Origin of the sequence: Streptomyces sp. BBFR51, assembly GCF_044591655.1 — a bacterium.
In the GTDB taxonomy this organism is placed as follows: domain Bacteria; phylum Actinomycetota; class Actinomycetes; order Streptomycetales; family Streptomycetaceae; genus Streptomyces.
In genome coordinates this window covers 2,011,744-2,037,145 of sequence record NZ_CP172448.1, presented here as the reverse complement: position 1 = coordinate 2,037,145, position 25,402 = coordinate 2,011,744, and the positions used below count along the sequence as shown (strand labels likewise).

The following is a 25,402-nucleotide window of genomic DNA, read 5'->3' as shown; positions in this document are numbered from 1 at the left end:
GGACGGAGCAATCGGATCCGCCCGCGCGCCCGCGCCGGGGAGCTACACCGACGCGGGTTCCGCCTGGGCCGGCTCCCCGCCCTCGGCGGACTCGGCGGACTCGGCGGCCTCCCGGTCGCGCTTCTCGCGACGGACCAGGAACCACCAGCCGACCGGTACGGCCGCGGCGAACAGCCACCACTGGACGGCGTACGCGAAGTTCAGGGCGGCGTTCTCGTTGCCCGGTCGGCCGATCGGCTCCGGAGTGTCGTTCTTCGGCTCCGGCTCCTTCAGGACGACGTAGCCGCCGAGCACCGGGGCGCCCAGGCGCTCGGCCTGCTGCTCGCTGTCGATGAGCATGATCTGCCGGTCCGGCAGGCCCTCGAGATCCTTGATGCCGCTCGCCTCGGTCGTCTCGTCGGGCATCAGCCGCCCGGTGACGGTGATCTCTCCCCGGGGCGGCGCGGGGACCTCGGGGAAGTCGGTCTGGCTCGGGCCGTCCGCGGGGATCCAGCCCCGGTTGACCAGCATGACCTTGCCGTCGTCCAGGACGAACGGGGTCAGCACGTGGTAGCCGATGTTGTCGTCGGAGTCGGTGCGGCGGCGGACGACGACCTCGTGGTCGGTGTCGAAGCTGCCCTTCGCGGTCACGGTGCGGTACCGCTCACGCGTGGTGATCTTCTTGCCCGGAGCGGTCAGCGACTCCACGGCCACCGGCGCCGCGCCGAGCGCCTCGGCGACCAGGTCGTTCCGGGCGGTGCGTTCCTCGTAGCGGTGCATCTGCCAGAAGCCCAGCCGGATCATCGTGGGGATGAGCAGCACGGCGAGCAGCGTGAGGATCACCCACTGGCGGGACAGGAGGAAGCGGTACACCCCACGACGGTACAACTCGGTCGTGGGGCGCGACGCGGCGGGTACGGGCTTGCGCCCGGGGGCCGGGCTCAGACCTTGTCGACGATCCCCGCCCTCCCTTCCGCGCGGGCGCAGTGGGCGCCGCAGTACCAGTGGCCCTCGACCTCGACGCCCTGGCCGATGACCTGCACCCGGCAGTGCTCGCAGATGGGGGCCATCCGGTGGATCGCGCAGGAGAAGCAGTCGAAGACGTGCACCGCTCCCTGGGCGTGGACCTCGAAGGTCATTCCGTAGTTGTTGCCGCAGACTTCACATGTCGCCATGCGCCACAGGGTGGGCCGTCGCCGCGACGCGGGCGAGCGGGCGCCGGGCGAGTCGCCCGGAATCACCCGTCCGTACGGCTCAGCCGTCCGCGGGCTCGACGTCCGCCAGCAGTTGCCCGAACGCCGCCTCGTCCACCACCGGCGTGCCGAACTGACGGGCCTTGACCACCTTCGACGTGCCGGAGTCGGGGTCGTTGGTGACCAGCAGGCTGGTCAGCCGGGACAGGCTGGTGGCGACGTGCAGTCCCGCGTCGGTCGCGCGGTCCTCCAGCAGGTCCCGCTCGACGGAGGTGTCACCCGAGAAGGCGACCCGCATGCCCTGCTTGAGCCGTTTGCCCTCTTCGTACCGCCCCGGGTTGGGATGGGGGCATGCGGGCCTTTTGCGGGAGGGGCGCCAACTGGTCGGCCGGGAGCCGCCGTAGCCCGCCTGCTGCCCGATCCGCGGCGCGGGCCGGTCCGACCACTCGGTCAGCGGCCGGCACTCGTGCAGCGGCAGCCGCACCTGCCCCGCCGCCGCGGCGAGCAGGCTCGGCCGGAACGCCTCCGCCAGCACCCGCGCGTCGTCCAGCGCGTGGTGCGCGCGCTGCTGTACGACGCCGAAGTGCGCGGCCAGCGACTCCAGCTTGTGGTTGGGCAGCGGCAGCCCCAGCTCCTTGGACAGGGCGATGGTGCACAGCCGTTGGCGCACCGGCGCCTCGCGCTTCGCGCGCGCGTACTCGCGGGCGATCATCTGCCAGTCGAAGACGGCGTTGTGCGCGACGAGGACCCGTCCGTCGAGGCGGGCCGCGAACTCCTCGGCGACGTCGGGGAAGAGGGGCGCGCCCCGCAGTACGTCGCTCGTCAGACCGTGTATCCACACCGGACCCGGATCGCGCTGCGGATTGACCAGCGTGTACCAGTGGTCCTCGACCTCGCCGCGCGCGTCCAGTCGGTAGACGGCAGCGGAGATGATGCGGTCGTCGCGGGCCAGGCCGGTGGTCTCCACGTCGACGACCGCGTACCCCTGCGGGTACGCGGCCGGCCACGCCGTGTCGGACGGCGCTGCGGTCGTGCGGTCTTCGAGCATGGTCAATGAGGATACGGGCCGGGACCGACACTCCGGTCCCGCAGGGGTCCCGCGGCGCCAAGTTCCGCCCGCCGGAGGAGCGTTGCGGCTCCCCGACGCGCACTCACCAGCGGATCGGTACCGGAAGGGCCGTCAGGAGCCCCGACACCGCGACCACCACCCCCAGGGCGACGACCTCCGCGCGCGCGGGCGTGCGGGCCGACAGCGGGTCGCTCGCGCGGCCGAGGCGGATCCTGGCCCACAGGGCGAGGACGGCGACGGCGGCCACCACAAGCACCTTGGCGAGGAGCACGCGCCCGTACGCCGTGTCCGTCAGCTGGTCCGCGATCGTGCCCGGCGGCATCCGGCGCAGCGAGCTGCACACCCCCGTCGCCGTGAGGGCGGCCAGCAGAACGGCCGCCACGCGCGCGTAGAGGCCCAGCAGGGCCGGCCCCGCCTCCGCGCCCGGCCACCGCCGCAGGGTCCGCAGCACGTACAGCAGACCGCCCACCCACAGCGACGCGCACGTCAGATGGACGAGGGTCAGCACGGATCCGAGCAGCGGGCTGTACTCGGTCGTGGGGTGCGCGCGCAGCGCCTCCGCCACGATCACGGCGGCCAGCGGCCAGACCTGGAGCGCGGGCCGGCGCGAGGTGGCGCACAGCCCCGCCGCGAGGAACCCGTTGACCTCGAGGAGCGCGAGCTTGCCGTCACGGGACTCGTAGAGACCGCCGACGTCGACGGCGGCGGCGCTGTCCGGCACCAGATTGCCGGTGGCCACGACCGACGCCAGCCCCAGCGCGGCGAAGAAACCGGCGGCGGCCGCGTACGGCGACCAGCTGCGGGGCCGGCTTGGGGGAGCGCCGGGGAGCGACCGGGCCAGCCGGTTGACGAAGAGTTCGCCGAGCGGAACGCTCAGCGCGGCGAAGAGCACCGCGCGCAGCAGGGCGATGCCCCCGGTGCCGGGCGCCTCGGCCTCCCCGGTGCCGTGCAGGGCGGGGGACGGGCCGAGCACGGGTATCAGCGCGGCGAGCGCCACCAGCACGAGTACGGCCACGGTCCGGCCGGTGCCGGAGCGCCGCGCGTGTCGTTCGGCACCGGTGGTCCGGGACGGGGGGCGTGTCGAGGTCACCCCAGGATCTTCACCAAGTCCCCGGATCCGGGCAAGCTCGGGCGAAGAAGCGGGCCGGGCGGCCGGGTTGCGGCCCGGCCCGCTTTCACGCGCGCGTGGTGCTCGGCGGGGTGCCGGCTACCAGGTGACCGCGTCCAGCGCGTCGGCCATGCCCCAGCCGTAGAAGCCGTTGCGGTTCTTCGGGCCCTCGCACACCGCGTCGACCTTGCCGTCGCCGTCGATGTCGTAGGGGTTGGTGCACGCCGTGGCGTCGGCCTCGGCGTACAGCAGGGCCTTGACCATCGCCGGGGAGGCGTGCGGGTGCGTCGACTTGATGAGGGCGGCGACGCCCGCGACGTGCGGCGAGGCCATCGACGTACCGGCCATGTAGCCCCACTTGCCGCCGGGCAGCGTGCCCAGGATCAGACCGCTGGTGGCGGGCGGCTCCGGCGTCTGGTAGGCCGTCGAGTCGCCGCCGGGCGCGGCGATGTCGATGATGCCCCGGCCGTGGTTGGAGAAGGACGACTTGAGGCCCTTCGCGCCCGTCGCCGCGACCGTCACGACACCCGGCAGCTGGGTCGGGATGTCCAGGCACTTCGACGGGTCGACCGTCCGGTCACCGGGCGTGGTGTCGTTCGGCGAGGACGGGTCGGTGATCTCGTCGGACGTGAGGTCGTAGTTCTCGTTGCCGGCCGCGGCGACGTTGACCGCGCCCTTCTTCTCGGCGTACCGCGAGGCCCGCGAGACGGCCTCGACGAGCGCCTTCTGGTCCGGGTCGTCCTTGCAGTTGAAGTACCACGGGTCGGTGTAATAGCTGTTGTTGGTCACGTCGACACCGTGCTCGGCCGCCCACACGAAGCCGCAGACCACGGCCTCGGTGTAGAAGAAGCCGTCCGGGTTGGAGACCTTGATGCCGGCCACCTTCACCCCGGGTGCCACACCGGTCATGCCGACGCCGTTCTTGGCGGCGGCTATCTCCCCGGCCACGTGGGTGCCGTGCGGGCTCTCCGCCGCGCTCGGCCGCCAGGCGCCGTCGGTGGTGTCCGGCTTGCCCGCGACGCAGTTGACGGACGCCTGCCGGTCGAAGTTCGGGGCGATGTCCGGGTGGGTGTCGTCGACACCGGTGTCGATGACGGCGACGGTCACCTTCTTGCTGCCCAGCGACTTCTCGTGCGCCTTGTCCGCCTTGATGGCGGGCAGGTCCCACTGGAGCGACTCCAGCGGGTCCTGGCCCTCGGCTGCCCGCGCGCCGGCCTTCGCGGCGGCGAGGTCCTTGGCGCCGAGCACCTTCGGGGCGCCCGTGTCGGTGGTGGCGGCCGAGGGCAGCGGCGCGGTGCGGGTGGCACCGGCGGACTGCACGCCGCGCACCTTGCGGACGGACTTGGCGAAGTCGGGGTTCGCGGAGTGGACGACGACCACGCCGATCCGGTCGTACGACGTCACGATCGTGCCGCCGGCCTTGGCTATCGCCCGCCGCACGGTGGCCGAAGGGCCGTGTCCCGGGGAGACGTTGACGACGTAGCTGAGCGAGGTCGCGTCCGCCGCGGCCGAGGGGGCGGCCTGAGCCGCGGGTGCCGCGGCGGCCGGGGTGCCCGGCAGGAACGCCAGCGACGCGGCCACGGCCAGACCGGCCGGGATCGCGACGGCGCGGCGGTGACGCGGGAGGGGTGCTGTCATGTGCGGTGTCTCCAGTTCGTTCGTGAAACCGGTGAGTGGCGGGAAAGCGCGGCAGGAAGACGGAGGGGCCAGGGGCCGCGGGGCGGGTCACTTCACCGCGCGCAGCGCGTCGACGATGCCGAAGCCGTAGAAGCCGTTGACCCGCTTGCCGCCCTCGCAGGTGGCGTCCTGTGCGCCGTCGCCGTCCTGGTCGTAGGAGGCAGGGCAGCCCGGGTTGTCCGCCTGGGCCTTCAGCAGCGCCTGGAGCATCGCCGGTGAGGCGTGCCGGTACTTCGACTTCAGCAGCGCGGCGACGCCCGCGGCGTGCGGCGAGGCCATCGACGTGCCCTGCAGATAGCCGTACTCGTTGTTCGGCAGGGTCGACAGGATGCGGCCGTTCTTCGACGGCGTGTCCGGGATCTGGTAGCGCCCGTCACCGCCCGGCGCGGCGACGTCGACGACTCCCCTGCCGTACGAGGAGTAGTACGACTTCTCCTTGTCGACGCCCGTCGCGCTGACGGTGACGACGCCCGGCAGCTGGGTCGGGACGTCGTAGCACTCGTGCGGGTCGACGGTCCGCTCGGCCGGCGTGGAGTCGTCGGGGCTGGAGTCGTCGACGAGCGCGTCGGAGTCCAGGTCGTGGGCGGAGTTGCCCGCGGAGGCGAGGTGCAGGGTGCCCTTGCGCTGGGCGTACAGCTGGGCCCGGTTGACCGCGTCGACGATCGCGCGCTGGTCCGGGTCGTCCATGCAGTTGTACAGCCAGGGATCCACGTAGTAGCTGTTGTTGGTGATCTCCACGCCGTGGTCGGCGGCGAACACGAACGCGCACACGACGTTCTCGGGGTAGAAGAGCCCGTTGTCCGGGTCGCTCACCTTGATGCCCGACACCCGCACGCCCGGCGCGACACCGGCGACCCCGACGCCGTTGCGGGCGGCGGCTATCTCACCGGCCACATGGGTGCCGTGGTAGTCCTCGGCGGTGTACGGCCGCCAGGCCCCCTCGCCGGTGTCCGCCTTGCCGCCCACGCAGTTGGCGGACTGGGCGGCGGAGAAGTTCGGGGCGAGGTCGGGATGGGTGTCGTCGACGCCGGTGTCGATGACGGCGACGGTGACCCGGGAGCTGCCCGGGTTGATCCTCGCGGCCTTGTCGGCGCCTATCGCGCGCAGGTCCCACTGGTCGGCCTCGAGCGGCTCGCCCGCTCCCGCCGCCTCGGAGGCCTCGGCGGTCCTCGCGGCCTGCTCGGCGGAGAGCCTCTCCGCGGCGCCCAGGTCCGTCGTCCCGGCCGCGGTCAGCGGCGCGGTGCGGGTCGCGCCCGCCGACCGCACGCCGTGCGCCTTGCGTATCTCGGTGCCGAAGCCGGGGTCGGCCGAGTGGACGACGATCACGCCGATCTTCTCGTACGCGGTGACGACGTCCCCGCCTGCCCTGGCTATCGCCCGCTTCACCGACGCGATCGTGCGGTGGTCCGCCCTCGTGTTGACGACGTACGCCAGGCCGGGCGCGTCCGCGGCCCGGCCGGTCCGAGCTGCGGCTCCCGGGTCCGGGGCGGCCGCCGCGGCCGCCGGCAGGAAGCCGAGCGACGCGGTGAGCGACAGCACGACCGGCACGGCGAGCGCGAGCCTGCGTCTGGAACGCGGGGAACGCAGATGATCCATGGGGTCTCCACATCATCCGGTGACAGGACCCGCCCGGGACACGGTTGGTGATCGGGCAGGTACATGACGGAGCGGTGCAGGGCGAAGCTATCTCCCGAAGTCGCTGGCCAGCAATGACCCACCGAGGGTGACTTCGGAAAGTGCCAAGGGTGTTGAACCGGTCCCCGCGGTGCGCCGTGTCGTTGGTCAGGGAGCCCGAGCACGATCAGTTCCCTGCGAGAACAGCGAGGTCCAAGCCGTCATGTCCGTCGTACGAGGAGACTCAGTGGCCACCGACGCACCGCCCCCCTCGAAAGAGGAACGCCCACTTCCCTCCGCCGAGGAGTTCTCCGAAGTCCAGCAGAGCGCTGAGTTCGCCGAACTGCGCCGCTCCTTCCGCTCCTTCGCGTTCCCGCTGACCGTCGCCTTCGTGGCCTGGTACCTGCTGTACGTGCTGCTGTCGAACTACGCGGGCGGCTTCATGGGCACCAAGCTCTTCGGCAACATCAACGTCGCCTTCGTCTTCGGCATCGCCCAGTTCGTCACCACGTTCCTCATCGCCTGGTGGTACTCGCGGTACGCCGCCACGAAGCTCGACCCCAAGGCCGAGGCCATCAAGACCCGGATGGAGGGCGGCGCATGAGCCCCGCACAGACCGTCTTCGCCGCCGAACTTGCCGCCAACGAGGCCAGCGAGCACCGGCCGCTGATCATCACGCTCTTCTCGGTCTTCGTCCTCGCCACGCTCGGCATCACGGTCTGGGCGGGCCGCCAGACCAAGGACGCCGCCGACTTCTACGCGGGCGGCCGCCAGTTCAGCGCCTTCCAGAACGGCCTCGCCGTCTCCGGCGACTACATGTCGGCCGCGTCCTTCCTCGGCATCGCCGGCGCCATCGCCCTCTTCGGCTACGACGGCTTCCTGTACTCCATCGGCTTCCTGGTCGCCTGGCTGGTCGCGCTGCTCCTGGTCGCCGAGCCGCTCAGGAACTCCGGCCGCTACACCATGGGCGACGTCCTCGCCTACCGCATGCGCCAGCGTCCCGTGCGCACCGCCGCCGGCACCTCCACGATCGTCGTCTCGATCTTCTACCTGCTGGCCCAGATGGCGGGCGCGGGCATCCTCGTCTCGCTGCTGCTCGGCATCACCTCCGACGCGGGCAAGATCCTCATCGTCGCCCTCGTCGGCGTCCTGATGATCGTCTACGTCACCATCGGCGGCATGAAGGGCACCACCTGGGTCCAGATGGTCAAGGCGGTGCTGCTGATCGGCGGCACCATCCTGATCACCTTCCTGGTGCTGCTGAAGTTCGACTTCAACATCTCCGACCTGCTCGGCAAGGCCGCGGAGAACAGCGGCGCCGGCTCCGCCTTCCTGGAGCCCGGCCTCCAGTACGGCGCGAACGGCACCTCCAAGCTCGACTTCATCTCCCTGGGCATCGCCCTGGTGCTCGGCACCGCCGGTCTGCCGCACATCCTGATCCGCTTCTACACGGTGCCCAACGCCAAGGCCGCCCGTAAGTCCGTCAACTGGGCGATCGGCATCATCGGCGCCTTCTACCTGATGACCATCGCCCTCGGGTTCGGTGCCGCCGCGCTCGTCGGGAAGGACGAGATCATCGCGTCCAACCCGTCCGGCAACACGGCCGCGCCCCTGCTCGCGCTGCACGTGGGCGGCGTCGACTCGGCCTGGGGCGCGATCCTGCTCGCCACGATCTCGGCGGTGGCCTTCGCGACCATCCTCGCCGTCGTCGCGGGTCTCACCCTCGCCTCGTCCTCGTCCTTCGCGCACGACATCTACGCCAACGTCATCCGCAAGGGGCAGGCCACCGAGAAGGAGGAGATGAAGGCGGCCCGCTGGGCCACCGTCTTCATCGGCATCGTCTCCATCGCGCTCGGCGCCCTCGCCCGCGACCTGAACGTGGCCGGTCTGGTCGCCCTGGCCTTCGCGGTCGCAGCGTCCGCCAACCTGCCGACGATCCTCTACAGCCTGTTCTGGAAGAGGTTCACCACCCAGGGGGCCCTCTGGTCGATCTACGGCGGTCTGATCGTCGCGGTCGGCCTGGTGCTGTTCTCGCCCGTGGTCTCCGGCGACCCGAAGGCGATGTTCCCGGACGTCGACTTCGCCTGGTTCCCGCTGAAGAACCCGGGCATCATCTCCATCCCGTTCGGCTTCCTGATGGGCTGGCTGGGCACGATCATGTCCAAGGAGAAGCCCGACGAGGCCAAGTACGCGGAGCTGGAGGTCCGGTCCCTGACCGGTACCGGCGCGCACTGAGGCCACCGGGAGACGCGGCCGCTCGTAGATCCCTACGACGCGGCCGCGTCCCGCGTCGTGGGATCGGGCGGCTGTCGATGTCGGACCGGTCACGTAGGCTCGCAGGTATCGGAGGAGAGAAGTGCTCCACCGATCCGCGTCGAGGGAGGGGGCCCACGTGCTCATCGACACCTACGGCCGAGTGGCCACCGACCTGAGGGTCTCGCTCACCGACCGCTGCAATCTGCGCTGCACCTACTGCATGCCCGAAGAGGGCCTGCAGTGGCTGGCCAAGCCCGATCTGCTCACGGACGACGAGATCGTCCGCCTCATCGGCATCGCGGTCACCTCCCTCGGTATCGAGGAGGTCCGCTTCACCGGCGGGGAGCCGCTGCTGCGCCCCGGCCTGGTCGGCATCGTCGAGCGCGTCGCCGCCCTGGCCCCGCGCCCGCAGATGTCCCTCACCACCAACGGCATCGGCCTGAGGCGCACGGCGACCGCCCTGAAGGCGGCGGGCCTGGACCGGGTCAACGTCTCCCTGGACACCCTGCGCCCCGACGTCTTCAAGACCCTCACCCGCAGGGACCGCCACAAGGACGTCCTCGAGGGCCTGGAAGCCGCCCGCGAGGCCGGTCTCACCCCCGTCAAGGTCAACAGCGTCCTGATGCCGGGGCTCAATGACGACGAGGCCCCCGACCTGCTGGCCTGGGCCGTCGAGCACGACTACGAGCTGCGCTTCATCGAGCAGATGCCCCTGGACGCCCAGCACGGCTGGAAGCGCGAGGGCATGGTCACCGCCGGTGACATCCTGACCTCCCTGCGCACCCGTTTCGAGCTGACCGCCGAAGGCTCCGAGGAGCGCGGCTCGGCCCCCGCCGAACGCTGGCTCGTGGACGGCGGCCCGCACCGCGTCGGCGTCATCGCCTCGGTCACCCGCCCGTTCTGCTCGGCCTGCGACCGCACCCGCCTGACCGCCGACGGACAGGTGCGCACCTGCCTGTTCGCCACCGAGGAGACCGACCTGCGCGCGGCCCTGCGCTCCGACGCCCCCGACGAGGAGATCGCCCGCATCTGGCGCCTGGCCATGTGGGGCAAGAAGGCCGGCGCGGGCCTGGACGACCCGACGTTCGTGCAGCCCGACCGGCCGATGTCGGCGATCGGCGGCTGACACCGCCCTCTAGGTGTTCTCCTGGGACTGGGACTCCCAGTCCGCCAGCGGAACCACGTCCTTGAGGAACCCCCGCACCCCGAGGAACTCGGACAGATGCTCCCGGTGCTCGTCGCACGCGATCCACGTCTTGCGGCGCTCCGGCGTGTGGATCTTCGGGTTGTTCCACGCCAGCACCCACACGGCGGGCGTGCGGCAGCCCTTGGCGGAGCAGATCGGGGTGGTCTCGTCACTCACAGGTTCGTCTCACAGGTCCACACACAAGGCGACGCCGAGCAGCCACGGGGGGAGCTGCCCGGCGTCGGTCCGTCGCTCCGACGGGGGATGCGGAGCGCGTACGAAGTATGTCACGGCTCACCCATCGCCCGGCACCGGAACAACACGATTCATCTGAGCATTTCTTCGGCCTGGCGCGGAATCGACGCCCGCCCCCGGCAGGTGCCTTCGCGGTCACGGCCGGCCGCGCGACTCACCGGCCGCGCCGGCCGTCGGATCTGCCGTGGCGCCCTCCGGGACGGATTGCGCGGCCCCGTCCTCGGCCCGGGGCGGCATGATCATCGGCTGGGTGGGCGCCGTCACGAACGTCGACGGCAAGGATGGCGCGTTCTCGCGCCCGGCGTTGGCGATCACCACCGCGATGTACGGCAGGGCCGCCCCGAGGATCAGCGCCACGATCGCGACGTGCCGTTCCACGTTCCACAGGCAGACGGCGAGGATCACCGACAGCGTACGGACGGACATCGAGATGATGTACCGGCGCTGCCGCCCGCGCACGTCCTCCTGGAGGCCCGTCCGGGCCCCGGTGATCCGGAACACCTCGGCGCTGCCGCCGGCACTCTGCTTCCGCATCTGGTCCACCATCCGCCCGCATCGGACTGTCCCCGGCGCGCTCTCGTCCGCGGCCGCTCGGGGACTCCGGTCCCGGACAACTCTCCACGGTACGCCGCACCCGCGCCGCTCACGAGACCGGGTCGCCGCCCGTTCGCCCGCTCGGCGTGCGCCGCACCGCGTAGGCGGCGGTCCCCCGTTCGGCCGTACCCGGCATGCGCCGTACGCGGTACGGCCCGAGACTGGCGGCAATGCTCGCGTAGAGCCGTATGAGGAGGCAGTCATGGGCTGGTTGTGGGCGATCATCGTGGGATTCGTGCTCGGTCTGATCGCCAAGGCGATCATCCCCGGCAAGCAGCACATGCCGCTGTGGCTGACCACCATCTGCGGCATGATCGGCGCGATCATCGGCAACGCGATCGCCCGCGCGGCCGGTGTCGAGGCGACGTCCGGCATCGACTGGTGGCGGCACCTGTTCCAGCTCGTGGCGGCGATCATCGTCGTCGGCCTCGGCGACGCGGCCTACTCGGCGGTACGCGGTAAAAAGCGCCGCGAACGGGCCTGACCGTCCCGGACACCCGGGTACGGCGAAGGGGCGCTCTCCGGCGCCGGCGTGGCACCGGAGAGCGCCCCTCGCGCGTGCGCCCGCTCAGGCGCCGGTGACCTCCACCGCGGCCAGGTTCTTCTTGCCGCGGCGCAGCACCAGCCAGCGTCCGTGCAGCAGGTCCTCCCGGGCGGGGACCGCGTCCTCGCCGGTGACCTTGGCGTTGTTCACGTAGGCGCCGCCCTCCTTCACCGTGCGGCGCGCGGCGGACTTGCTGGTCACCAGGCCGACCTCGGCGAACAGGTCGACGACCGGGGCCGGCTCGGCGACCTTCACGTGCGGCAGCTCGGAGAGGGCCGCGGCCAGCGTCCGCTCGTCCAGCTCCGTCAGGTCGCCCTGGCCGAAGAGGGCCTTGGACGCGGCGATCACGGCGGCCGTCTGGCCGGCGCCGTGCACCAGCGTCGTCAGCTCCTCGGCCAGCGCGCGCTGCGCGGCCCGGGCCTGCGGACGCTCCTCGGTCTGCCGCTCCAGCTCCTCCAGCTCCGCACGGGAGCGGAAGGACAGGATGCGCAGGTACGTCGAGATGTCCCGGTCGTCCACGTTCAGCCAGAACTGGTAGAACGCGTACGGCGTCGTCATCTCCGGGTCGAGCCAGACCGCGCCGCCCTCGGTCTTGCCGAACTTGGTGCCGTCCGCCTTGGTCATCAGCGGCGTCGCGTAGGCGTGGACGCCGGCGTCCGGCTCCAGCCGGTGCAGCAGGTCGAGGCCGGCCGTGAGGTTGCCCCACTGGTCGCTGCCGCCCTGCTGCATCGTGCAGCCGTACCTCCGGTAGAGCTGGAGGAAGTCCATCGCCTGGAGCAGCTGGTAGCTGAACTCCGTGTAGCTGATCCCCTCGGAGGACTCCAGCCGGCGCGCGACGGAGTCCTTGGCCAGCATCTTGTTGACCCGGAAGTGCTTGCCGATGTCCCGCAGGAACTCGATCGCCGACAGGCCCTCGGTCCAGTCCAGGTTGTTGACCATCACCGCGGCGTTCTCGCCCTCGAAGGACAGGAACGGCTCGATCTGGCCGCGCAGCCGCTGGACCCAGCCCGCGACGGTCTCCGGCGAGTTCAGCGTGCGCTCCGCGGTCGGGCGCGGGTCGCCGATCTGACCCGTGGCCCCGCCGACCAGCGCCAGCGGCCGGTGACCGGCCTGCTGGAGCCGGCGCACGGTCAGCACCTGCACCAGGTGCCCCACGTGCAGGGACGGCGCGGTCGGGTCGAAACCGCAATAGAACGTGACGGGACCGTCCGCGAGCGCCTTGCGCAAAGCGTCCTCGTCGGTGGACTGGGCGAACAGCCCGCGCCACTTCAGCTCGTCGACGATGTCCGTCACGGTTCTCTTGTCTCCCACATGCTCATGATCTTCGGGCGGTCGGCAGTCGGGTGACGGCCGACTACGAGGTTATACGCCCTGACTGACAGAGCTCATATTGAAATCCGGTACCCGCAGCGCGGGCATCGCGGCCCTGGTGAACCAGTCGCCCCACTCCCTGGGCAGCGTCTTCTCCGTGCGCCCCGCCTCCACGGCCCGGCCCAGCAGATCCACCGGCGACTCGTTGAACCGGAAGTTGTTCACCTCGCCGACGACCTCGCCGTGCTCGACGAGATAGACGCCGTCCCGGGTCAGCCCCGTCAGCAGCAGCGTCGCCGGGTCGACCTCGCGGATGTACCAGAGGCAGGTCAGCAGCAGGCAGGGCCCACGATGGTCCGTGCCCGCGACCATCTCCTCCAGGGACCGGTCGCCGCCACCGTCCAGGACGAGATTGCCGATCGCCGGGGCCACCGGCAGCCCGGTCAGACCCGCGCTGTGCCGGGTGGTCGTCAGCCGGTGCAGCTCACCCGCGCGGATCCAGTCGGTCGCCGCGACCGGCAGCCCGTTGTCGAACACCGACTGGTCGCCGCCCGAGGAGTGCGCGACCACGAAGGGCGCGCTCTCCAGACCCGGCTCGTGCGGATCACTGCGCAGGGTCAGCGGCAGCTCGCCGATCCGCTGGCCGACCCGGGTGCCGCCGCCCGGCTCGGAGAACACCGTGCGCCCCTCGACCGCGTCCCGCCCGGAGCCCGACCAGTACTGGTAGATCAGCAGGTCCGCGACCGCGGTCGGCGGCAGCAGCGTCTCGTACCGCCCCGCGGGCAGCTCCACCCGTCGCTCGGCCCAGCCCAGGCGTACGGCCAGCTCGGCGTCGAGCGCCGCCGGGTCGACGTCCTTGAAGTCCCGCGTGGCCCGCCCCGCCCACGCCGACCGGGTCCGGTCGGGCGACTTGGCGTTCAGCTCCAGCGTCCCGTTGGGCTGGTCGTGCCGCAGCCGCAGCCCCGTCGACGTACCGACGTACGTCGACGTCATCTCGTGGTTGGCGAAGCCGTACAGCTCCCGGCCGCCCGCACGCGCGCGTGCGAACGCCTCCCCGAGGGCCGGCGCGAAGTCGGCGAACACGGCCGACGACGTCTCGGCGGGCGCGTCGGTGAAGTCGGGCGCGGCCGGCCCGCCCGCGACCAGCGGCTGCGCGTCCTCGGCCGGTCCGGCACCCCGCGCGGCGGCCTCCGCGGCACGCACCAAGGGCTCCAGTTCGTCCACGGTCACGGCCGAGCGCGACACGACCCCGGACGCCGTGCCCTCCTGCCCGTCGACGGTGGCGACGACGGTGAGCGTGCGCCCGCGCGTGACACCGTTGGTGGTGAGCGCGTTGCCCGCCCAGCGCAGGTTGGCGGTGGACTCCTCGTCGGCGATGACGACGCAGCCGTCCGCCCGGGACAGCTCCAGCGCCCGCTCGACGATCTCGTGCGGCTTGTTGGTACCGGCGCTCATCGACCCGCCTCCTGGGTGGTGTTCAAGATGTTGACGCCCTTGAAGAGGGCGGACGGGCAGCCGTGCGAGACGGCCGCGACCTGCCCCGGCTGCGCCTTGCCGCAGTTGAAGGCGCCGCCCAGGACGTACGTCTGCGGGCCGCCGACGGCCGCCATGGAACCCCAGAAGTCGGTGGTCGTCGCCTGGTACGCCACGTCCCGCAGCTGACCGGCGAGCCGCCCGTTCTCGATCCGGAAGAACCGCTGACCGGTGAACTGGAAGTTGTAGCGCTGCATGTCGATGGACCAGGACCGGTCCCCGACGACGTAGATCCCGCGATCGACGCCCCCGATCAGATCCTCGGTCGAGAGCCCGCCGGGATCGGGTCGCAGCGACACGTTGGCCATGCGCTGCACCGGCACGTGGGCGGGGGAGTCGGCGTAGGCGCACCCGTTGGACCGCTCGAAGCCGGTGAGCCTCGCGATCCGCCGGTCGAGCTGGTAGCCCACCAGCGTGCCGTCCCTCACCAGGTCCCAGGACTGGCCCTCGACGCCCTCGTCGTCGTACCCGACGGTCGCGAGCCCGTGCTCGGCGGTGCGGTCACCGGTGACGTTCATCAGCTCCGAGCCGTAGCGCAGCTTGCCGAGCTGGTCGAAGGTGGCGAAGGAGGTGCCGGCGTAGGCCGCCTCGTAACCGAGGGCCCGGTCCAGCTCGGTCGCGTGTCCGATGGACTCGTGGATGGTCAGCCACAGGTTCGACGGGTCGACGACCAGGTCGTACAGCCCCGCCTCGACGCTTGGCGCCCGCATCTTCTCGGCGAGCAGCTCCGGGATCTCCGCCAGCTCCGCGTCCCAGTCCCAGCCGGTGCCGGTCAGGTACTCCCAACCGCGCCCGGCCGGCGGTGCCAGGGTGCGCATGGAGTCGAACTCGCCGCTGGAGTCGTCCACCGACACCGCGGTGAGCACCGGGTGCAGCCGGACCCGCTGCTGCGTGGTCACGGTCCCGGCCGTGTCGGCATAGAACTTGTTCTCGTGCACGGTGAGCAGCGAGGCGTCCACGTGATCGACCCCGTCGGCCGCCAGCAGCCGCGCGCTCCAGTCGGCCAGCAGCGCCGACTTCTCCGCGTCCGGCACGGTGAAGGGATCGGTCTCGTACGCCGAGACCCACGCCCGGTCGGCGTGCACCGGCTCGGCGGCGAGCTCCACCCGCTCGTCCGACCCGGCGGTCCTGATCACCTGCGCGGACAGCTGCGCCATCGCCACCGCCTGCGAGGCGACCTTGGCGGCGGCGTCCAGGGTGAGGTCCACGCCGGACGCGAAACCCCACGTACCGCCGTGCACCACCCGTACCGCGTACCCGAGGTCGGTGGTGTCCGAGGACCCGGCGGGCCTGGCGTCCCGCAGCCGCCAGGACGCGTTGCGCACCCGCTCGAGGCGGAAGTCCGCGTGCTCGGCGCCGAGCGCACGCGCGCGGGCGAGGGCGGCGTCGGCGAGGGCGCGTAGGGGGAGTGCCGTGAAGGCTTCGTCGATGCTGTGAGGCACCTGCGTCTCTTTCTGTCGACGTGACCGGTCGTCTGCCGCGACACCGGGGGCTGCGCCGCATCATGTCGCGTCGGGCCGGACGCGGACCACACCTTTGCGCCCGCGGGCGGGTCCCCCGCGACCGGGGCCCTTCTGTAGGGACCCGACAGTCAGCTCCGTAAGCCACTGTGGGCGCCCGAGTCTTCGCCGGCGGGCGGGGACCGATAGATTTTCGAGGAAGCCGCCTGTCATAACCGCCTGTCATCCGGGTGTTCGGGCGGACAACAGACCGCTAGGGAAAGGGTGATCCGTTGAGCCGCTCGGTTCTCGTCACCGGAGGCAACCGGGGCATCGGCCTCGCCATCGCCCGCGCATTCGCCGACGCCGGCGACCAGGTCGCGATCACGTACCGCTCGGGTGAGCCGCCCCAGGGCTTCCTCGCCGTCAAGTGCGACATCACCGACACGGAGCAGGTGGAGCAGGCCTACAAGGAGATCGAGGAAGCGCACGGTCCCGTAGAGGTCCTGATCGCCAACGCCGGCGTCAACAAGGACCAGTTGCTGATGCGGATGTCGGAGGAGGACTTCACGTCCGTCATCGACACCAACCTCACCGGCACCTTCCGCGTCGTCAAGCGCGCCAACCGCGCCATGCTGCGCGCCAGGAAGGGCCGCGTCGTCTTCATCTCCTCGGTGGTCGGTCTCCTCGGGTCCGCGGGGCAGGCGAACTACGCCGCCTCCAAGGCCGCGCTGGTCGGCTTCGCGCGTTCCCTCGCCCGTGAGCTGGGCTCGCGCAACATCACCTTCAACGTCGTCGCGCCCGGCTTCGTCGACACCGACATGACCAGGGAGCTCACCGACGAGCAGCAGGCGAAGATCCTCGCCCAGGTGCCGCTCGCCCGGTACGCGCGGACCGAGGAGATCGCCGCGACGGTGCGGTTCCTCGCCTCGGACGACGCCTCGTACATCACTGGAGCCGTCATCCCCGTTGACGGCGGACTGGGAATGGGTCACTGATCACCATGAGCGGAATTCTCGAGGGCAAGCGCGTCCTGATCACCGGTGTGCTGACGGAGGCGTCCATCGCCTTCCACGCCGCCAAGCTGGCCCAGGAGCAGGGTGCCGAGGTCATCCTGACCGCGTTCCCGCGGCCCACCCTGACCGAGCGCATCGCCAAGAAGCTGCCCAAGCCCACCAAGGTCATCGAGCTGGACGTCACCAACGACGAGCACCTCGGCCGGCTCGCCGACGTCGTGGGCGAGGAGCTGGGCGGCCTCGACGGCGTCGTGCACTCCATCGGCTTCGCGCCGCAGGACGCGCTCGGCGGCAACTTCCTGCACACGCCGTTCGAGTCCGTCGCCACCGCGATGCACGTCTCGGCGTTCTCCCTGAAGTCGCTGACCACAGCCTGCCTGCCGCTGATGCAGAACGGCGGCTCGGTCGTCGGCCTCACCTTCGACGCGCAGTACGCCTGGCCGCAGTACGACTGGATGGGCCCGGCCAAGGCCGCGCTGGAGGCCACCAGCCGCTACATGGCCCGTGACCTCGGCAAGCAGAACATCCGCTGCAACCTGGTCTCGGCGGGCCCGCTCGGCTCCATGGCCGCGAAGTCCATCCCGGGCTTCAGCGACCTGGCCGCCGTGTGGGACAGCCGTTCCCCGCTGGAGTGGGACCTCAAGGACCCCGAGCCGGCCGGCCGCGGCATCGTCGCGCTGCTGAGCGACTGGTTCCCCAAGACCACCGGTGAGATCGTCCACGTCGACGGCGGTCTGCACGCCATCGGCGCCTGAGCGACGACCGAGTCCGCGGGGCCCGCGTCCCCCTCGGGGTGCGGGCCCTCGGCATGTCACCCGTTCGGCTCAGCCGGCCGGGCGGTGGGGCGGACGGCGGCGCAGGCTGAGGTGCGTGCTGCGTGCACGTTTTTTTCCTCCCAGCGCGGCCGAGGAGGTCCCCTTGTGCGTCCCCTCGCCCGCCTGGCCTCAGCGACCCTCGCCCTCGGCTGCGTGCTGATCCTGCCGTACGAAGCGATGTCCCACGCGCGCGTGCCCGCCGGGGACGCCGCGTCGGCACAGCCCTTCGGCGCCGAGTGCCGGGTCCGCGTCGACGACTCCGACGTGAGCGCGTACTGCCACAACCCGTACCCGGAGACCGACCACGTGCGCCTGCACGTCGAGTGCGTCCGCTGGTGGGACATCGACAGCGACGGTACGGCGGTCGAGGCCGGGCCCGCGCAGACCGTACGGCTGGACGGCCGGTGCTGGAAGGAGGTCGGGGCGGCGTGGGTCAGCCACCGGAGGGGCGGCTGACCCGGCCGGGGCGGCACAGGAACGGGTAGCCCGCGGCCTCCGACCCCGCCGTTTCGGCGTCCCCCGCGCGGATCGCGTCGACCAGCCCGGTGTGGTCCATGTGGGTCTCGGGCGTCAGCTCGCTGCCGACGTCCCCGCGCAGCCAGTCCCGCATCACCTCGCCCAGGTCCGCGTACATCGCGGTCATCACGTCGTTGTGCGAAGCGGCCACGACGGCCAGGTGGAAGGTCGCGTCCGCCGTCACGAACGCCTCCGTGTCACCCGTCTGCCAGGCCTCCTCGCGGCGCACCATCAGCGCGTCCAGCTGCTTGAGGTCCTTCTCCGTGCGCCGCTCGGCGGCGAGCCGGGCGGCGGCCGACTCCAGCGTGGAACGCAGCTCGGCGACGTGGCGGGGGTCGGCGTCGGCGAAACGGCGCTGCATCACGCCCGCCAGCTCGCTGGTCGCCACGACGTACGTGCCCGAGCCCTGCCGGATGTCCAGCAGACCGTTGTGCGCCAGCGCGCGGACCGCCTCACGGACCGTGTTCCGCGCGACGCCGAGCTGCTCGACCAGTTCGGGCTCGGTGGGGATGCGGGAGCCGACCGGCCACTCGCCCGAGGCGATCTGCTGCCGCAACGCCGCGATGACCTGCTCGGACAGCGCCGAACGACGGGGATGGCTCAGGGGCATGGCTCACCTTCGCACGCGAGTGGACAATCAATCATCCCATGATTCTATGATGGGTCTCATGGCTAGTGACGAAACCCGGACGGAGACACGTACGGACAGCGGGGACAGCGGGACGCGCGAGACACCCGGCGAGGCGCCCGGCACGCGCGCGTGGACGACGTGGACCACCCGCCTGCTCCTGCTCGGGATCGTCCTCGCCGCGGTCAACCTGCGCCCCGCCATCACCAGCCTGGGCGCCCTCCTGGAAGAGGTCCGCGACGGGCTCGGCATGAGCGGCAGCATCGCAGGACTGCTCACCTCCGTGCCCCCGCTCTGCTTCGCCGTCTTCGGGGTCACCGCCCCCCGGCTGGCCCGCCGCTTCGGACCCGGCGCGGTGGTCTGCGCGGGCATGGTCGCCATCACCGCCGGCCTGCTGATACGCCCGTACGCCGGGGGCACCGCCGGCTTCCTGGCCGCCACCGCCCTCGCGCTGATGGGCATCGCGGTCAGCAACGTCCTGATGCCGGTCATCGTCAAGCGCTACTTCCCCGACCGGGTCGGCTCCATGACCGGCCTGTACTCGATGGCCCTCGCCTTCGGCACCTCCGTCGCCGCCGCGGCGACCGTGCCCGTGACCAACGCGCTGGGCGGCCACTGGCAGCCGGGCCTCGCGGTCTGGGCCGTGCTGCCGGCCGTGGCCATCGTGTCGTGGATCCCCTTCGTACGGGACCGGAAGGCACCGTCCACGCCGTCGCCGCGGCAGCAGGCCGAGCAGACCGGGCAGACCACCGGGCGGACCGCCGAACAGCCCCCGCTGCGGATCACCCGCAGCCGTACGGCCTGGGCGCTCGCCGTCTTCTTCGGCCTCCAGGCCACCGCCGCGTACATCACGATGGGGTGGATGGCGCAGATCTTCCGCGACTCGGGCGTGTCCGCCGGCACCGCCGGGCTGCTGCTCGCCGTCATCATGGTGATGGGCGTGCCGCTCGCCTTCGTCATCCCGCGGGTGGCGACCCGCCTGCCGCACCAGGGCCCGATCGTGCTGGTCCTGGGCCTGTGCGGACTCGCCGGATACGCCGGTCTGTACTTCGCCCCGGTCGGCGGCGCGTGGGCCTGGGCCCTGCTGCTCGGCGTCTCGAACTGCGCCTTCCCGCTCGCGCTGACCATGGTCGGGATGCGGGCCAGGACGGGAGCGGGCGTCGCCCAGCTTTCCGCCTTCGCCCAGAGCACCGGCTACCTGATCTCCATCCCGGGCCCGCTGCTGGTGGGCGTGCTCTACCAGCACAGCGGCGGCTGGGGCCTGCCGATCGCACTGATGAGCGCGTTGATGGTGCCGCAGATCGTGGTGGGCATCATGGCGGGGCGCGATCGCACGGTCGAGGAGGAAGCGGCCGGCTGACCCCCCTGTCGGCGGCCCGCCGGGCCCGGCCCGGACGACGGATGCGAGACTTGCCGTATGCCAGTCCTCGACCCGAATCCCCAGCACGGCCAGAAGAAGATGCTGATCGTCTTCGGCTCCTTCCTCGTGATCTTCGTGATCATCGGCGTCATCGCGACGATCGCCTCGCCGTGACACCCTCCCCGTCGGCCGGATGGTGGGGTTAACCCCCCATCCCCTAGGGGGCGAGGGTCAGGGTGAAGTGGGTGGACCTCCGGATGGGTTGGAGCCCGCGGATTCCGTAGCTTCGAGATGTGCCCGCGACAGGCGGGCCGCTCAGCACGGACCAGGGACGCCCGAAGACCAGCGGAGGCACTCATGTCGGCCAGTTCCCACACCCGGCCTCCCCAGGCGACCCACGGCGGCGTCGACATCCGGCTCCCCTGGTGGGCCCTCGCCCTGCCCGTGCTCGCCTTCGTCGCGCTGCTCCTGCTGATACTCAATCCCGCCGACGCCCACGCGGCCGCGGAGCAGCCCGCGATCGCCCACCTCCTGGAGCGCGTGGAGCAGCTGACCGCGCGCTGAGCCCGGACCGGAGCCCACGACGCGCGTCACGCGTGAATCCGCATGTCAACTCCCTGAGCCCCATGGCCTGTTTCATGCGAAGCTGGATGCCATGAGCGTCGCAGAACCCCGCAGGATTGTTCTCTTCCGGCATGCGAAAGCCGACTGGCCACAGGTGACCGACCACGAGCGGCCGCTCGCCGACCGGGGCCGCAAGGACGCCGCAGAGGCCGGACGCCGGCTGGCGGATACCGGCGTGCCCTTCGACCAGGCCCTGTGCTCCACCTCGACCCGGACCCGTGAGACCTGGAAGCTCGCCGTCCAGGAGTTCCCGCACCGGCCGAAAACCGTCTATGAGGAGCGGATCTACGAGGCCTCGCCCGGCGAGCTGATCGCCGTGCTCAACGAGACCCCCGACGACCTGCGGAACGTGCTGGTGATCGGCCACAACCCCGGCATGGAGGGACTGACCGAGATCCTGGCCGGTTCGGCGGAGGACGAGGCGCGCGAACGGATGGGCGGCCGGGGCTTCCCGACCGCCGCCTTCGCCGTCCTGACCTTCACGGGCGCCTGGAAGGACGTGGAGCCCGGCAGGGCCTCCCTGGTCGACTACTGGGCGCCGACCGACTGACCGTCCCCACGTGACAGGGCCCGGCACCCTCGCGGTCCGGGCCCTCCTCGTGCGGGGCCCGCCGCGCCGAATGCCCGCCCGCCCGCCGGAGGCTCGCCCGCCGGATCAGAGCCGGTCGAGGGGCAGGCCGAGGCTCTCGCCGAGACCCTCTTCCAGGGTGTCCGCGGCCTCGACCTCCTCGCGGGTGATGCCCAGCAGATACAGCACCGTGTCGAGGAAGGGCACGTTCACCGCGGTGTGCGCGGCCTCGCGCACCACCGGCTTGGCGTTGAAGGCGACACCGAGCCCGGCCGCGTTCAGCATGTCCAGGTCGTTGGCGCCGTCGCCGATCGCCACCGTCTGCGACAGCGGTACGCCCGCCTCGGCGGCGAACCGGCGCAGCAGCCGCGCCTTGCCCGCCCGGTCCACGATCTCCCCGGTGACCCGGCCGGTCAGCCTGCCGTCGACGATCTCCAGTGTGTTGGCCTGGGCGAAGTCCAGCCCCAGCCGCTCCTGCAGCGCGTCGGTGACCTGGGTGAAGCCGCCGGAGACGACCCCCACCTGGTAGCCGAGCCGCTTCAGCGTGCGGATCAGGGTGCGGGCACCCGGCGTCAGCCGCACCTCGGCGCGCACCTTCTCCACCACCGACGCGTCCAGCCCCGCCAGCAGCGCCACGCGCGCGTGCAGCGACTGCTCGAAGTCCAGCTCCCCGCGCATCGCGGCCGCCGTCACCTCGGCGACCTTGTCCTCGCAGCCGGCGTGCGCGGCGAACAGCTCGATGACCTCGTCCTGGATCAGCGTGGAGTCCACGTCCATCACGACCAGGCGCTGCGCCCGCCGGTGCAGCCCCGCCGCGACGACCGCGATGTCCACGCCGAGCGCCGCGGCCTCGGTGGCCAGCGTCGTGCGCAGCGGTTCGGTCTCCACGCCGGACACCGCGAACTCGACGGCGGTCACCGGGTACTTGGCCAGCCGGAAAATGCGGTCGATGTTGCTGCCGGACTCGGTGATCCGGGCCGCTATGGCGGCGGTCGCCTCCGCGGTGAGCGGGTGCCCGAGCACCGTGACCAGGGAGCGGCCGAAACCGCGCGGCCGGTTGTCGCCGATGCCGGAGATGATCTCCGCCTGCAGCTTCAGGGACTCCGCCCAGCTGTGGACGGTCGCCCGCAGATCGCCCTCCAGACCACGGGGCGGCTCGGTCACGAGCGCGCACAGCACGATCCGGCCACGGGTGACGACCTGCTCGATGTCGACGACGTCGACGGAGTAGGCGGCGAGGGTGTCGAACAGGCCGGCCGTGATGCCCGGTCGGTCCTTGCCGAAGATCTTGACGAGAAGCGTGGGAACGTCAGAGGTCTGCGAAGCGCTCATGGTGCTCCAACCGTATCCGGCACCCGGTGCCTCCCGCCCCTGAGGTCCGCCTGACGGACACGACGCACGGGAGGCGGGGGAGTGGGGCGGGGCCGGGGACTCCGCGCCCGGGCGGGCGATGGCGGGCGGGGGACAGGGCTCGGGGGCGCAGGGCACGCGCGCGGGGACGGCCGAGGGCCCGGGGCGCCCGCTGTGCTGCCGGCCAGGGGTTCGGTTGCTGGCCTTGGCTGCATCGCCCGGGCGGGCGGTGGGACAGGGTTCCGGGGTGCAGGGCACGCGCGGTGACGGTTGAGGGCGCGGGAGTGGTCGGCCGCGGCGCTGCCCGCCAGGGGCCCGGTTGCGGGCCCTGGCCGCACCGCCCGTTAGGCCGTGCGCCACATGGTGCGGCAGGCTGCCCGCAGCGGGGCCCGGAGCGGTCGTCGTTCCGGTGGGAGTCTCCGTGGTCGTCGCACCAGCCCGGGGCGCCCGGAGCCGGTCATCGGCCGGCCATCGGGCAGTCCCCGGCTCGTGTCCGTGTGTGTGGTGTCGGCGTTCGTCCTCCGGGTGTGGTGGTTGCGGGGTGCGTCCTAGGGGGCCGGAGCTTTTCGCTGCGTGTCCCTGGGCGCCGTGGTGGTGCGGGAGGCGGGGGTGGGTGGTTCATTGGGTCGCCCCGGCTCGTGTCCGTGTGGTGTGGTGTTGGCGTTCGTCCTCCGGGTGTGGTGGTTGCGGAGTACGTCCTCAGGCGCCGGAGTCCTTCACTGCCCGTCCCTGGGCCGCCGAGGCGGCGCGGGAGGTGGGGGAGGCGGCGGCGGTGGGCCCTCGTCCCAGCGACGGGACGGCGGCCGTTCCCCCGGCCGAGGAGGCCGGCGCGGGCCTCCCGGCGGCACGAGCGGCCCGGCTACCGTGGGGGCGCCGTACACGTCGTCGTCGGGCGGGCGATCCGCCCCGTCGCCCTCCTGACCTGCCTCGTCGCCTTGCTGCCCGGGACCACGGTCCCAACGGCCCGCGCCGCCCTCTTCCCGCTGCGTTGATCCGTCGGGCTTCTGCCGTTGCTCTTGCCCTTGCCCCTGTCCCTGCCCCGCGCCGCCGGGCGGCCGCGTCCCTGACGCCGTACGCCCGCCTCCCGACAGCCACCCGGCATCGCGCGCGGGCGGGGTGTGCGCCCCCGCGGGCCGCGCATCCTCGGGTTCCCCCGGAGCGGGCGCCGGACCTGGACCCGACTCCGACTCCGGCCCCTCCCGCAGCCTCAGGTAGGGATTGGTGTCCGGGTTGGCCGGCCGGTGCGGGGTGCCCGGCCAGTAGGGGCCCGAGGGCGGCGGCCCCGCGACCGGCGGGTCGCCCGCACCCGCGTCGCCCCGGCCCACCTCACCCGCACCCAGCCTCACCTCCGCCGTCCCGGCACCCCGTGCCACCCCCGTCGCCCGCACCCCCGCCGCCCCACTCGCCCGCGCCAGCAGCGCCCCCGCGGCCCCCGCACCCGCGCCCCAGACGGCACCCAGCAGCAGAGCCGCGCCGAGGTGTCCGCGCAGGTCGATGCCCGCGCCGAAGGCGTCGATGCCGAGCACGGACAGGGAGGCGTCCACGGACACCTCCGTGAGCCGGGCCAGCAGCGGCAGCAACAGCGCGGTGGCCACGCCCAGCCGCAGCGCACAGCGCCCGGCGAAGGCGAGGGAACGCGCCTCACCGGGCGCCACGGGCGTCCGTACCGCCGTCAGCACCCCGGCCAGCAGCATCATCAGCGCCGCGGCCACCCCCAGCAGCCACACCCGCCCGTCCAGCTCCGCGAGCCGCCCCAGCGTGACCGGCTCCTCGGCGCCCGCGCTCAGCAGGTCGTCCAGCGGAGCCGGGAGCACCCGCACCAGCTCACCGGTGGCGCGCCCGTCCCACGGCACGAACAGACCGATCGGCACGCCGAGCCACACCCCGTTCGGCGCGCCCAGCAGCGCCGCCCCCGCGATACGCCGGGGGTGGTCGTCGCCGATCGCCGCGTAGGCCGCCGCCGCGAGTCCGGCCACGACCGCCGTCAGCGCCACCGTGACGAGGGCGGACACGGCCGGCCGCACCACCCGGTGCACGGCCTCGCACCCGCGCGGCAGCGGCGTGCGGCGCGAGGCCAGCAGCGCGATCAGCAGCACCCCGGCGGACCAGGCCAGCCCGCCCAGCAGCGTCGGCGCGGTGTCGACGGTGAACCCGACGGCGGCCCGTGCGTCGACGAGGTCACCGACCCGGTCGGGCAGCAGCCCGCCGATGTCGCCCACGTCACCGAGCCCCGGAATCTCCAGACCGCCGCCGCCACCCCCGCCGGGCAGGTCGTCGAGCCCGAGGGCACCGCCGTCGATCGTGATGACGTCGTGACCCGCCCACGCCAGGCCGCCCGTCATCGCCACGAACAGGGCGACCACCGCGCCCGCGCGCGCGAGGAGTTCGGCGGGGGAGACGACAACTCCGGCCGCCCGCAGGGAACGCAGGAAGAAGAAGGACAGGAGCAGCGCACCGACCAGGCCCACCCCCAGTGGCGTGATCTCGATGGCGGTATGCGCCTGCGCCTCTTCCAGCCCGAACGCGGACACATCCCCGGCCGGCGTGACCGAACCACCCGCCCCGAGCGCCACTACCGCCGCGGTCATCGGCCCGAGCGAGCCCGCCGCGTCCGCGCCCAGCAGATGCAGGCCGAGCGCCGCCGTACCCGCCATGCCGATCAACGCCCAGCTCACGGAGGCGATCGCGGACAGCAGTACGTCACCCCACGGCACCCTGGTGCCGTACCCCTCGGATCCGACGCTCGTGGACGCGCTCATGGCAGACC

25 protein-coding genes are annotated in these 25,402 nt (G+C 72.2%); 11 read left to right on the top strand and 14 right to left on the bottom strand.

Annotation, left to right across the window (positions count from 1 at the left end):
- Nucleotides 1-42: 42 nt before the first annotated feature.
- From ACGH7X_RS09195 to ACGH7X_RS09170, 6 genes are all read right to left on the bottom strand, one after another.
- Nucleotides 43-852 carry an SURF1 family protein gene (locus tag ACGH7X_RS09195; protein ID WP_399883433.1) on the bottom strand — a complete coding sequence of 270 codons (810 nt, stop codon included), beginning with the start codon at nt 850-852 and terminating at the stop codon, nt 43-45.
- A 68-nt stretch (nt 853-920) separates the two neighbouring features.
- Nucleotides 921-1,154, bottom strand: coding sequence for a hypothetical protein (locus ACGH7X_RS09190; RefSeq protein WP_217162718.1), 234 nt, complete (start codon nt 1,152-1,154; stop codon nt 921-923).
- Nucleotides 1,155-1,233: 79 nt separating this feature from the next.
- Nucleotides 1,234-2,220: a DEDDh family exonuclease gene (locus tag ACGH7X_RS09185; RefSeq protein ID WP_399883431.1), complete on the bottom strand. Its 987-nt coding sequence runs from the start codon at nt 2,218-2,220 to the stop codon at nt 1,234-1,236.
- 103 nt (nt 2,221-2,323) lie between these two features.
- Nucleotides 2,324-3,331, bottom strand: a complete 1,008-nt coding sequence (locus ACGH7X_RS09180; protein WP_399883429.1) for a CopD family protein — start codon at nt 3,329-3,331, stop codon at nt 2,324-2,326.
- 117 nt (nt 3,332-3,448) lie between these two features.
- Complete coding sequence (locus tag ACGH7X_RS09175; RefSeq protein ID WP_399883427.1) at nt 3,449-4,987, bottom strand: S8 family peptidase; 1,539 nt, start codon at nt 4,985-4,987, stop codon at nt 3,449-3,451.
- An 87-nt stretch (nt 4,988-5,074) separates the two neighbouring features.
- Nucleotides 5,075-6,622, bottom strand: coding sequence for a S8 family peptidase (locus ACGH7X_RS09170; RefSeq protein ID WP_399883425.1), 1,548 nt, complete (start codon nt 6,620-6,622; stop codon nt 5,075-5,077).
- A gap of 265 nt (nt 6,623-6,887) precedes the next feature.
- Here ACGH7X_RS09170 and ACGH7X_RS09165 point away from each other — a divergent pair, with 265 nt between their 5' ends.
- From ACGH7X_RS09165 to moaA, 3 genes are all read left to right on the top strand, one after another.
- On the top strand, nt 6,888-7,244 hold the full coding sequence (locus tag ACGH7X_RS09165) for a DUF485 domain-containing protein (RefSeq protein WP_399883423.1): 357 nt from the start codon (nt 6,888-6,890) through the stop codon (nt 7,242-7,244).
- Nucleotides 7,241-8,875, top strand: a complete 1,635-nt coding sequence (locus ACGH7X_RS09160) for a cation acetate symporter (RefSeq protein ID WP_399883421.1) — start codon at nt 7,241-7,243, stop codon at nt 8,873-8,875. The genes ACGH7X_RS09165 and ACGH7X_RS09160 overlap by 4 nt, the downstream gene beginning before the upstream one ends.
- A 157-nt stretch (nt 8,876-9,032) precedes the next feature.
- Nucleotides 9,033-10,022, top strand: coding sequence for a GTP 3',8-cyclase MoaA (gene moaA / locus ACGH7X_RS09155; protein ID WP_399883419.1), 990 nt, complete (start codon nt 9,033-9,035; stop codon nt 10,020-10,022).
- Between the two features lie 9 nt (nt 10,023-10,031).
- On the opposite strand, the gene ACGH7X_RS09150 is transcribed toward moaA, so the two are convergent.
- The gene (locus ACGH7X_RS09150) at nt 10,032-10,259 is read right to left on the bottom strand and encodes a hypothetical protein (protein ID WP_399883417.1); all 228 of its coding nucleotides are present in this window, start codon (nt 10,257-10,259) and stop codon (nt 10,032-10,034) included.
- Nucleotides 10,260-10,472: 213 nt separating this feature from the next.
- A complete protein-coding gene (locus ACGH7X_RS09145; protein WP_399883415.1) occupies nt 10,473-10,871 on the bottom strand; it encodes a DUF3099 domain-containing protein in 399 nt (132 codons plus the stop codon).
- A 262-nt stretch (nt 10,872-11,133) separates the two neighbouring features.
- Here ACGH7X_RS09145 and ACGH7X_RS09140 point away from each other — a divergent pair, with 262 nt between their 5' ends.
- The gene (locus tag ACGH7X_RS09140; protein ID WP_399883413.1) at nt 11,134-11,415 is read left to right on the top strand and encodes a GlsB/YeaQ/YmgE family stress response membrane protein; all 282 of its coding nucleotides are present in this window, start codon (nt 11,134-11,136) and stop codon (nt 11,413-11,415) included.
- Nucleotides 11,416-11,499: 84 nt separating this feature from the next.
- On the opposite strand, the gene tyrS is transcribed toward ACGH7X_RS09140, so the two are convergent.
- From tyrS to ACGH7X_RS09125, 3 genes are all read right to left on the bottom strand, one after another.
- Entirely contained in the window at nt 11,500-12,768 is a 1,269-nt protein-coding gene (gene tyrS / locus ACGH7X_RS09135; protein ID WP_399896878.1) for a tyrosine--tRNA ligase, read from the bottom strand.
- A gap of 69 nt (nt 12,769-12,837) precedes the next feature.
- On the bottom strand, nt 12,838-14,241 hold the full coding sequence (locus ACGH7X_RS09130; protein ID WP_399883411.1) for a metallopeptidase TldD-related protein: 1,404 nt from the start codon (nt 14,239-14,241) through the stop codon (nt 12,838-12,840).
- A complete protein-coding gene (locus ACGH7X_RS09125; protein WP_399883409.1) occupies nt 14,238-15,761 on the bottom strand; it encodes a TldD/PmbA family protein in 1,524 nt (507 codons plus the stop codon). Before ACGH7X_RS09125 ends, ACGH7X_RS09130 begins: the two co-directional genes overlap by 4 nt.
- Nucleotides 15,762-16,051: 290 nt before the next feature.
- On the opposite strand from ACGH7X_RS09125, the gene fabG reads away from it, so the two are divergent.
- The 3 genes from fabG to ACGH7X_RS09110 all read left to right on the top strand — a co-directional run bounded on the left by fabG (nt 16,052) and on the right by ACGH7X_RS09110 (nt 18,045).
- Nucleotides 16,052-16,756, top strand: coding sequence for a 3-oxoacyl-[acyl-carrier-protein] reductase (gene fabG, locus ACGH7X_RS09120; protein ID WP_399883407.1), 705 nt, complete (start codon nt 16,052-16,054; stop codon nt 16,754-16,756).
- Between the two features lie 5 nt (nt 16,757-16,761).
- Nucleotides 16,762-17,529, top strand: a complete 768-nt coding sequence (gene fabI, locus ACGH7X_RS09115) for an enoyl-ACP reductase FabI (RefSeq protein ID WP_399883405.1) — start codon at nt 16,762-16,764, stop codon at nt 17,527-17,529.
- 165 nt (nt 17,530-17,694) lie between these two features.
- Nucleotides 17,695-18,045 carry a hypothetical protein gene (locus ACGH7X_RS09110; RefSeq protein WP_399883403.1) on the top strand — a complete coding sequence of 117 codons (351 nt, stop codon included), beginning with the start codon at nt 17,695-17,697 and terminating at the stop codon, nt 18,043-18,045.
- On the opposite strand, the gene ACGH7X_RS09105 is transcribed toward ACGH7X_RS09110, so the two are convergent.
- Nucleotides 18,023-18,715, bottom strand: a complete 693-nt coding sequence (locus ACGH7X_RS09105; protein ID WP_399883401.1) for a FadR/GntR family transcriptional regulator — start codon at nt 18,713-18,715, stop codon at nt 18,023-18,025. The genes ACGH7X_RS09110 and ACGH7X_RS09105 overlap by 23 nt on opposite strands.
- Nucleotides 18,716-18,773: 58 nt before the next feature.
- Between ACGH7X_RS09105 and ACGH7X_RS09100 the strand changes: the two genes are divergently transcribed.
- The 4 genes from ACGH7X_RS09100 to ACGH7X_RS09085 all read left to right on the top strand — a co-directional run bounded on the left by ACGH7X_RS09100 (nt 18,774) and on the right by ACGH7X_RS09085 (nt 21,267).
- Complete coding sequence (locus tag ACGH7X_RS09100) at nt 18,774-20,093, top strand: CynX/NimT family MFS transporter (RefSeq protein ID WP_399883399.1); 1,320 nt, start codon at nt 18,774-18,776, stop codon at nt 20,091-20,093.
- A 57-nt stretch (nt 20,094-20,150) separates the two neighbouring features.
- Entirely contained in the window at nt 20,151-20,267 is a 117-nt protein-coding gene (locus ACGH7X_RS09095) for an SGM_5486 family transporter-associated protein (protein ID WP_384962596.1), read from the top strand.
- 183 nt (nt 20,268-20,450) lie between these two features.
- Nucleotides 20,451-20,657 carry a hypothetical protein gene (locus ACGH7X_RS09090; protein WP_399883397.1) on the top strand — a complete coding sequence of 69 codons (207 nt, stop codon included), beginning with the start codon at nt 20,451-20,453 and terminating at the stop codon, nt 20,655-20,657.
- Between the two features lie 91 nt (nt 20,658-20,748).
- A complete protein-coding gene (locus ACGH7X_RS09085) occupies nt 20,749-21,267 on the top strand; it encodes a SixA phosphatase family protein (protein ID WP_399883395.1) in 519 nt (172 codons plus the stop codon).
- Nucleotides 21,268-21,372: 105 nt separating this feature from the next.
- Here the strand turns inward: ACGH7X_RS09085 and serB are convergent, their stop codons facing one another.
- Entirely contained in the window at nt 21,373-22,617 is a 1,245-nt protein-coding gene (serB, locus tag ACGH7X_RS09080) for a phosphoserine phosphatase SerB (protein WP_399883393.1), read from the bottom strand.
- 734 nt (nt 22,618-23,351) lie between these two features.
- Complete coding sequence (locus ACGH7X_RS09075; protein WP_399883391.1) at nt 23,352-25,394, bottom strand: streptophobe family protein; 2,043 nt, start codon at nt 25,392-25,394, stop codon at nt 23,352-23,354.
- Nucleotides 25,395-25,402 lie beyond the last annotated feature (8 nt).

What these genes read in the sequence shown, in the direction of transcription:
- ACGH7X_RS09190 (WP_217162718.1), bottom strand. Translation starts at nt 1,154, where the DNA reads ATGGCGACATGTGAAGTCTGCGGCAACAACTACGGAATGACCTTCGAG.
- ACGH7X_RS09185 (WP_399883431.1), bottom strand. Translation starts at nt 2,220, where the DNA reads ATGCTCGAAGACCGCACGACCGCAGCGCCGTCCGACACGGCGTGGCCG.
- ACGH7X_RS09175 (WP_399883427.1), bottom strand. Translation starts at nt 4,987, where the DNA reads ATGACAGCACCCCTCCCGCGTCACCGCCGCGCCGTCGCGATCCCGGCC.
- ACGH7X_RS09170 (WP_399883425.1), bottom strand. Translation starts at nt 6,622, where the DNA reads ATGGATCATCTGCGTTCCCCGCGTTCCAGACGCAGGCTCGCGCTCGCC.
- ACGH7X_RS09160 (WP_399883421.1), top strand. Translation starts at nt 7,241, where the DNA reads ATGAGCCCCGCACAGACCGTCTTCGCCGCCGAACTTGCCGCCAACGAG.
- ACGH7X_RS09145 (WP_399883415.1), bottom strand. Translation starts at nt 10,871, where the DNA reads ATGCGGAAGCAGAGTGCCGGCGGCAGCGCCGAGGTGTTCCGGATCACC.
- ACGH7X_RS09140 (WP_399883413.1), top strand. Translation starts at nt 11,134, where the DNA reads ATGGGCTGGTTGTGGGCGATCATCGTGGGATTCGTGCTCGGTCTGATC.
- ACGH7X_RS09130 (WP_399883411.1), bottom strand. Translation starts at nt 14,241, where the DNA reads ATGAGCGCCGGTACCAACAAGCCGCACGAGATCGTCGAGCGGGCGCTG.
- fabI (WP_399883405.1), top strand. Translation starts at nt 16,762, where the DNA reads ATGAGCGGAATTCTCGAGGGCAAGCGCGTCCTGATCACCGGTGTGCTG.
- ACGH7X_RS09105 (WP_399883401.1), bottom strand. Translation starts at nt 18,715, where the DNA reads ATGCCCCTGAGCCATCCCCGTCGTTCGGCGCTGTCCGAGCAGGTCATC.
- ACGH7X_RS09100 (WP_399883399.1), top strand. Translation starts at nt 18,774, where the DNA reads ATGGCTAGTGACGAAACCCGGACGGAGACACGTACGGACAGCGGGGAC.
- ACGH7X_RS09095 (WP_384962596.1), top strand. Translation starts at nt 20,151, where the DNA reads ATGCCAGTCCTCGACCCGAATCCCCAGCACGGCCAGAAGAAGATGCTG.
- ACGH7X_RS09090 (WP_399883397.1), top strand. Translation starts at nt 20,451, where the DNA reads ATGTCGGCCAGTTCCCACACCCGGCCTCCCCAGGCGACCCACGGCGGC.
- ACGH7X_RS09085 (WP_399883395.1), top strand. Translation starts at nt 20,749, where the DNA reads ATGAGCGTCGCAGAACCCCGCAGGATTGTTCTCTTCCGGCATGCGAAA.
- serB (WP_399883393.1), bottom strand. Translation starts at nt 22,617, where the DNA reads ATGAGCGCTTCGCAGACCTCTGACGTTCCCACGCTTCTCGTCAAGATC.
- ACGH7X_RS09075 (WP_399883391.1), bottom strand. Translation starts at nt 25,394, where the DNA reads ATGAGCGCGTCCACGAGCGTCGGATCCGAGGGGTACGGCACCAGGGTG.